Here is a 6,689-nt window from a genome sequence, read left to right on the forward strand (position 1 = left end):
CCGCGTGCGCCCCTGCCGCGGCGCCCGCCGCGGCCTCTGCCGCGGCCCTCGCGCCGCCCGTCCCCGTACCCGGCCCGTTCCGGCCGTGCACGCCGCTCCCGCCCGCCGGGCCGGGTCTGCCCTGCGGGCCGGTCTGGCGCGGGATCACGGAGCCGGTCACGCCCTGAGCAACGCGGTCGCGCCCGCGTTGGTTACGACATGTGTCATCCCGGTCGCATAGCGCGCTTCTTCTTCCCCGCATCAGCGTTCACAGACGTTCCACCGTGTTCGCCGTCAGCGCAGTGAAGAGGCCGGAAAATCTGATGGCACCGCCCGCGCTGCGGGTAAGACTTGGCTAGTGGCGCTGGTGGGAGCGGTGGCTTGGCAGGCTTCGGCGGACGGCGTTCGCCATGGGCGTAGCGGCATTGAGAGTATTCGCCTGGCCTGCGGGAACATCGTCTCGCACCATCGGGTTGGAGCAGTAGCCGGATGTCCGGTGCGGGAGACTGACGGAGTCAGCGTCCGGGTGTCGGCAGTTGGAATGAGCGGTCCCCGCTTGCGGGACTAAGCTGCGGAAGGACAGGGAGGGGAACGTCCCCGATCTGCCTGACCGCTCTGAGGAGCGATTAACGATGTTCGAGAGGTTCACCGACCGCGCGCGGCGGGTTGTCGTCCTGGCTCAGGAAGAAGCCCGGATGCTCAACCACAACTACATCGGCACCGAGCACATCCTCCTGGGCCTGATCCACGAGGGTGAGGGTGTCGCCGCAAAGGCCCTGGAGAGCCTCGGGATCTCGCTTGAGGCTGTCCGCCAGCAGGTGGAGGAGATCATCGGCCAGGGCCAGCAGGCCCCGTCCGGCCACATCCCCTTCACCCCCCGGGCCAAGAAGGTCCTGGAGCTGTCGCTCCGCGAGGCGCTTCAGCTCGGGCACAACTACATCGGCACCGAGCACATCCTGCTCGGCCTCATCCGCGAGGGCGAGGGCGTCGCCGCCCAGGTCCTCGTGAAGCTGGGCGCCGACCTGAACCGGGTGCGGCAGCAGGTCATCCAGCTGCTCTCCGGTTACCAGGGCGGCAAGGAGACCGCCACCGCCGGCGGCCCCGCGGAGGGCACGCCGTCGACGTCCCTGGTGCTCGACCAGTTCGGCCGGAACCTCACGCAGGCGGCCCGCGAGTCCAAGCTCGACCCGGTCATCGGGCGCGAGAAGGAGATCGAGCGGGTCATGCAGGTGCTGTCCCGCCGTACGAAGAACAACCCCGTGCTCATCGGCGAGCCCGGCGTCGGCAAGACCGCCGTCGTCGAGGGCCTGGCGCAGGCCATCGTCAAGGGCGAGGTGCCCGAGACCCTGAAGGACAAGCACCTCTACACCCTGGACCTCGGCGCGCTGGTCGCGGGCTCCCGCTACCGCGGTGACTTCGAGGAGCGCCTGAAGAAGGTGCTCAAGGAGATCCGCACCCGCGGCGACATCATCCTGTTCATCGACGAGCTGCACACCCTGGTGGGCGCGGGGGCCGCCGAGGGCGCGATCGACGCGGCGAGCATCCTCAAGCCGATGCTGGCCCGCGGCGAGCTGCAGACCATCGGCGCGACCACGCTCGACGAGTACCGCAAGCACCTGGAGAAGGACGCGGCCCTGGAGCGCCGCTTCCAGCCGATCCAGGTCGCGGAGCCGTCGCTGCAGCACACGATCGAGATCCTCAAGGGTCTGCGCGACCGGTACGAGGCGCACCACCGCGTGTCCATCACGGACGCCGCCCTGGTCGCCGCGGCCCAGCTCGCCGACCGGTACATCTCCGACCGCTTCCTGCCGGACAAGGCGATCGACCTGATCGACGAGGCGGGCTCGCGGATGCGCATCCGCCGGATGACCGCGCCGCCGGACCTGCGGGAGTTCGACGAGAAGATCGCCGACGTGCGGCGCGAGAAGGAGTCCGCGATCGACTCGCAGGACTTCGAGCTGGCCGCCGGCCTGCGCGACAAGGAGAAGCAGCTCCTGGCGCAGAAGGCGCAGCGGGAGAAGGAGTGGAAGGCCGGCGACATGGACGTCGTCGCCGAGGTGGACGAGGAGCTCATCGCCGAGGTCCTGGCCACCGCCACGGGCATCCCGGTCTTCAAGCTGACCGAGGAGGAGTCCTCGCGGCTGCTGCGCATGGAGGACGAGCTGCACAAGCGCGTCATCGGGCAGGAGGACGCCATCAAGGCGCTCTCCCAGGCCATCCGCCGTACGCGGGCGGGCCTGAAGGACCCGAAGCGCCCCGGCGGTTCGTTCATCTTCGCCGGCCCGTCCGGCGTCGGTAAGACGGAGCTGTCGAAGACGCTGGCGGAGTTCCTCTTCGGCGACGAGGACGCGCTCATCCAGCTCGACATGTCGGAGTTCAGCGAGAAGCACACCGTCTCGCGGCTGTTCGGCTCCCCGCCCGGCTACGTCGGGTACGAGGAGGGCGGCCAGCTCACGGAGAAGGTGCGCCGGAAGCCGTTCTCCGTCGTCCTCTTCGACGAGGTCGAGAAGGCCCACCCGGACATCTTCAACTCGCTGCTGCAGATCCTGGAGGACGGCCGCCTGACCGACTCCCAGGGCCGGGTCGTGGACTTCAAGAACACGATCATCATCATGACGACCAACCTCGGCACCAAGGACATCTCCAAGGGCTTCGGCCTGGGGTTCGCCGCCGGGGGCGACGTCAAGACCGGCTACGACCGGATGAAGTCCAAGGTCGGCGAGGAGCTCAAGCAGCACTTCCGGCCTGAGTTCCTCAACCGTGTGGACGACATCGTGGTCTTCCACCAGCTGACACGGGACGACATCATCGAGATCGTCGACCTGCGGCTGGCCGAGCTGGACAACCGGCTCAAGGACCGCGACATGGCCATCGAGCTGTCCACCGAGGCCAAGGACCTGCTGTCCAAGCGGGGCTTCGACCCGGTGCTGGGCGCCCGGCCGCTGCGCCGCGCGATCCAGCGGGAGATCGAGGACGTGCTCTCGGAGAAGATCCTCTTCGGCGAGCTGCGCCCGGGCCACATCGTGGTGGTCGACACCGAGGGCGAGGGTGACGACGCGACGTTCACCTTCCGCGGCGAGGAGAAGTCGGCGCTGCCCGACGTCCCGCCGGTCGACGCCGACGCCGCCGCCGGCGGCGCGGGCCCGAACCTGAGCAAGGAGGCGTGAGCCCGTAGCGGCTCGGCTTCCGCCGTACGACACGGAGCCGCCCCGGACCACACGGTCCGGGGCGGCTCTGCGTATACGTACCGGGCGTGCCCGGAGCGTCGTCCGGGTCAGCCCTTGTAGCCCGCCGTCACCAGTTCCTGGGCGACCTCCAGGCAGGCGAGCCGCTTCTCCTCCGGCTCGCCCTTGGCGTCGGCCAGGGCGAACATCCCGGCGTGCATGGTGAAGATCGCGGCGACGCTGCGGGCCTGGTCCTTCAGGTCGGCGTCCTTGTCGCGGAGCATCCCGATGATGTCGCCCATACGCGCCTTGAAGGACTCGCCGAGGCTCAGCTCGCGGATGCTCGCCTGGTTCTCCTGCATGAACCGGAAGAGGGTGCTGCCCCCGGCGAGCAGCGCGCTGTACCGCGCCAGCAGCTCCAGCCTGGTCTCCAGCGTGGCCGGCTGGTCGCGCCCCCAGGCGATCAGCTCGTCGACCCGCCCGAAGTGGTCCTCGACCAGGCTGACGAGGATGTCCTCCTTGGTCTTGAAGTGGTAGTACAGCGCGGCCTTCGTGACGTCGAGCTGTTCGGCGATCTCGCGCAGGGATGTCTTGTCGTAGCCCTTGTCGGCGAAGAGCTCCAGCGCCACATCCTGAATGCGCTGGCGGGTGTCGCCCCTGGTCGTCCCCATGATCCCTGCTTCCGTCAGATACTTACTTGACGCCCGGCAAGTAGCGGCGTACGTTCTCATGGTACCCACTAGCCGGGCGGCAAGTAAGTAGGGAGAGGGGCCATGGCGGAGACCAAGGATCAGGAGGCGGTCCCAGCACCGCCGCGCAACGTCAGGGTGATCATGCTCGGCCTGATGATCACCATGATGCTCGCGATGCTCGACAACCTGATCGTCGGCACCGCGATGCCCACGATCGTCGGCGAGCTGGGCGGCCTGAACCACCTCGCCTGGGTGGTCACCGCGTACACCCTGGCCATCGCCGTCTCCACGCCGCTGTGGGGCAAGTTCGGCGACCTCTACGGTCGCAAGGGCATCTTCATGTCCTCCATAGTCGTCTTCCTCATCGGCTCCGCGCTCTCCGGCATGGCCCAGGACATGGGCCAGCTCATCGCCTTCCGCGCGGTCCAGGGCCTCGGCGGCGGCGGCCTCATCGTCGGCGTCATGGCGATCATCGGCGACCTCGTGCCGCCCCGCGAACGCGGCCGGTACCAGGGCATGATGGCCGCCGTCATGGGCATCGCCACCATCGGCGGCCCGCTGGTCGGCGGGACGATCACCGACCACCTCGGCTGGCGCTGGGCCTTCTACATCAACCTGCCGCTGGGCGCCGTCTCGCTCTTCGTCATCTCCACCGTCCTGCACCTGCCGAAGAAGCGCATCAAGGCGCGCGTGGACTACACCGGCGCCGCCCTGCTCTCGATCGGGCTGACCGCGCTGGTGCTCGTGACCTCCTGGGGCGGTACGGAGTACGACTGGGGGTCGGCGCAGATCGTCGGCCTGGCCGTGCTCGGCGCCGCCTCGCTCGCGGCCTTCGGCTGGGCCGAGACCCGCGCCGCGGAACCGATCATCCCGCTGCGCATCTTCCGCAACGGCAACTTCACGCTGATGAACATGATCGGCTTCATCGTCGGCTTCGTGATGTTCGGCGGCGTCACCTTCCTGCCGCTGTTCCAGCAGAGCGTCCAGGGCGCCTCGGCCACCAACTCGGGGCTGCTGCTCCTGCCGATGATGCTGCCCGTCATGGTCGTCTCGCTCTTCGTCGGCCGGGCCGTGACGAAGACCGGGCGCTACCGGATCTACCCGATCGTCGGCGGCGCCGCCCTGATCGCCGGGCTGTACCTGCTGTCTACGATGGACACCGACACCTCCCGACTGACCTCCGGGCTCTACATGGCGGTGATGGGCGCCGGCCTCGGCTTCATGATCCAGATGTCGATGCTCGTCGGGCAGAACAGCCTGGAGATGCGCGACATGGGCGCGGGCAGCTCGACGATCACCCTGACCCGTACCATCGGCGGCTCCTTCGGCGTCGCCCTCATGGGCGCGATCTTCAGCAGCCGCGTCGCCGACACGATGGCCGAGGAGACCGGGCCCGCGGGCGAGAAGGCGGTGGGCGGCGGGCAGTTGACCCCGGAGCTGATCGAGAAACTGCCGACGCACATTAAGGAGGGGTACCTGAGCGCCGTCTCGAACGGCACCCACCAGGTCTTCCTCTGGGGGACCGCGGTCGCGGCGCTCGCGTTCCTCGCCTCGTGGTTCGTCAAGGAGGTCCCGCTGCGCGGGGCCGCCCCGGCGAAGGACGACTCCGGACCGGCCGGGGACGCCGGTCCGGGCTCCGCGCAAGCGGAGGCGGAGGCCCCGGTGAAGGTCTGAGCGGACCGGGGCCCCGATGGCGGGCCGTGCGCCTCCCGCGGTAGCGGGCGGGGGCGCACGGCCCGTCCGTGCGTTCACGGGCCTTCCGCGGCCCGCGTCCGTGGGTACGGGCCGGAGGGCGGAGGCGGTCCGTTGTCAGTGGGGCGTGCCATGCTCGAAGAGTGCTTCGCCCCGATCTGCGCGCACTTCGCAGCGCCAAGGACGCCATGGACCGCGACTGGGCCGACCCGGCGGTCGACCTGGACGCGGTGGCGACGCACGCCGGCTACTCCAGGTATCACTTCATCCGCGCCTTCAAGGCCGCCTACGGCGAGACTCCCGGCCAGTACCTGACGCGCCGCCGCCTGGAGCGCGCCGAGCACCTGCTGCGCACCTGCAACCTCTCCGTCACCGAGGTCTGCCACCTGGTCGGCTTCTCGGCCCTCGGCACGTTCTCCGCGAGCTTCAAGCGGCGTACGGGGCTGTCCCCGAGCGCGTACCGCGACGCGCACGTGGGCCGCGGGACCGCGCTCATACCCGGCTGCTTCGCGCTGCTGTGGGCCGGCGGGTTCGACCCGCGGATCCGGGAGCGCAACTCTGAGGAAGCGGGCTGAGTCCGCTCCCGCCTACCGTGGCCGGAGTACCGAAGCATCACCTCACCAGGGAGAACGTCATGATCACCAACCTGGCCATCACCACCGTCTGGACCACCGACCAGGAGCGCACCCGCGACTTCTTCGCCGACAAGCTCGGCTTCGAGGTCCGCGACGACATCGAGATGGGCGAGGGCATGCGCTGGATCACGGTCGGGGTCCCCGGCCAGCCGGACGTCATGCTGGCCCTCATGCGGACCACGGGACCCGGCCTCGACCCGGAGTCGGCCGAGGCGCTGACGACGCTCGTCAGCAAGGGCGTGCTGGGCGCCGGCGCGTTCCACACCGACGACTGCCGGGCGACGTACGAGAAGCTGCGGGAGCGGGGCGTGGACTTCATCCAGGAGCCGCAGGAGCGACCGTACGGGACCGAGGCGATCTTCCGCGACGACAGCGGCAACTGGTACTCGCTGACGCAGCGCCAGAAGGGCGGGCTGGACCACAGCAAGCCCTGGGCCTGAAGCCGCACGCGGCGCCTCCGGCGCGGGCGGGCAGGCGACGGGTTGCCCTCCGCGCCGGCGGAGCCGGGCCGCCGCATCCCGGGTCAG

5 protein-coding genes are annotated in these 6,689 nt (G+C 69.6%); 4 read left to right on the forward strand and 1 reads right to left on the reverse strand.

Annotated features, from left to right (window positions below):
* The first annotated feature begins 611 nt into the window (after positions 1-611).
* Positions 612-3,146 carry an ATP-dependent Clp protease ATP-binding subunit gene (locus tag H5J30_RS13365; protein WP_181787653.1) on the forward strand — a complete coding sequence of 845 codons (2,535 nt, stop codon included), beginning with the start codon at positions 612-614 and terminating at the stop codon, positions 3,144-3,146.
* 107 nt (positions 3,147-3,253) lie between these two features.
* Here H5J30_RS13365 and H5J30_RS13370 read toward each other — a convergent pair whose 3' ends face one another.
* The gene (locus tag H5J30_RS13370; protein ID WP_181787654.1) at positions 3,254-3,814 is read right to left on the reverse strand and encodes a TetR/AcrR family transcriptional regulator; all 561 of its coding nucleotides are present in this window, start codon (positions 3,812-3,814) and stop codon (positions 3,254-3,256) included.
* A 102-nt stretch (positions 3,815-3,916) separates the two neighbouring features.
* Here H5J30_RS13370 and H5J30_RS13375 point away from each other — a divergent pair, with 102 nt between their 5' ends.
* The 3 genes from H5J30_RS13375 to H5J30_RS13385 all read left to right on the forward strand — a co-directional run bounded on the left by H5J30_RS13375 (position 3,917) and on the right by H5J30_RS13385 (position 6,602).
* Positions 3,917-5,509 carry an MDR family MFS transporter gene (locus H5J30_RS13375; RefSeq protein ID WP_181787655.1) on the forward strand — a complete coding sequence of 531 codons (1,593 nt, stop codon included), beginning with the start codon at positions 3,917-3,919 and terminating at the stop codon, positions 5,507-5,509.
* Between the two features lie 206 nt (positions 5,510-5,715).
* Positions 5,716-6,102, forward strand: coding sequence for a helix-turn-helix transcriptional regulator (locus H5J30_RS13380; protein WP_100300548.1), 387 nt, complete (start codon positions 5,716-5,718; stop codon positions 6,100-6,102).
* A 59-nt stretch (positions 6,103-6,161) separates the two neighbouring features.
* Positions 6,162-6,602 carry a VOC family protein gene (locus H5J30_RS13385; RefSeq protein ID WP_181787656.1) on the forward strand — a complete coding sequence of 147 codons (441 nt, stop codon included), beginning with the start codon at positions 6,162-6,164 and terminating at the stop codon, positions 6,600-6,602.
* Positions 6,603-6,689: the final 87 nt, after the last annotated feature.

The organism is Streptomyces phytophilus (assembly GCF_013870535.1).
Classification (GTDB): Bacteria; Actinomycetota; Actinomycetes; order Streptomycetales; family Streptomycetaceae; genus Streptomyces; species Streptomyces phytophilus.

Coding starts and splice junctions, on each gene's coding strand:
- H5J30_RS13385 (WP_181787656.1), top strand. CDS start 6,162: ATGATCACCAACCTGGCCATCACCACCGTCTGGACCACCGACCAGGAG.
- H5J30_RS13365 (WP_181787653.1), top strand. CDS start 612: ATGTTCGAGAGGTTCACCGACCGCGCGCGGCGGGTTGTCGTCCTGGCT.
- H5J30_RS13380 (WP_100300548.1), top strand. CDS start 5,716: ATGGACCGCGACTGGGCCGACCCGGCGGTCGACCTGGACGCGGTGGCG.
- H5J30_RS13375 (WP_181787655.1), top strand. CDS start 3,917: ATGGCGGAGACCAAGGATCAGGAGGCGGTCCCAGCACCGCCGCGCAAC.
- H5J30_RS13370 (WP_181787654.1), bottom strand. CDS start 3,814: ATGGGGACGACCAGGGGCGACACCCGCCAGCGCATTCAGGATGTGGCG.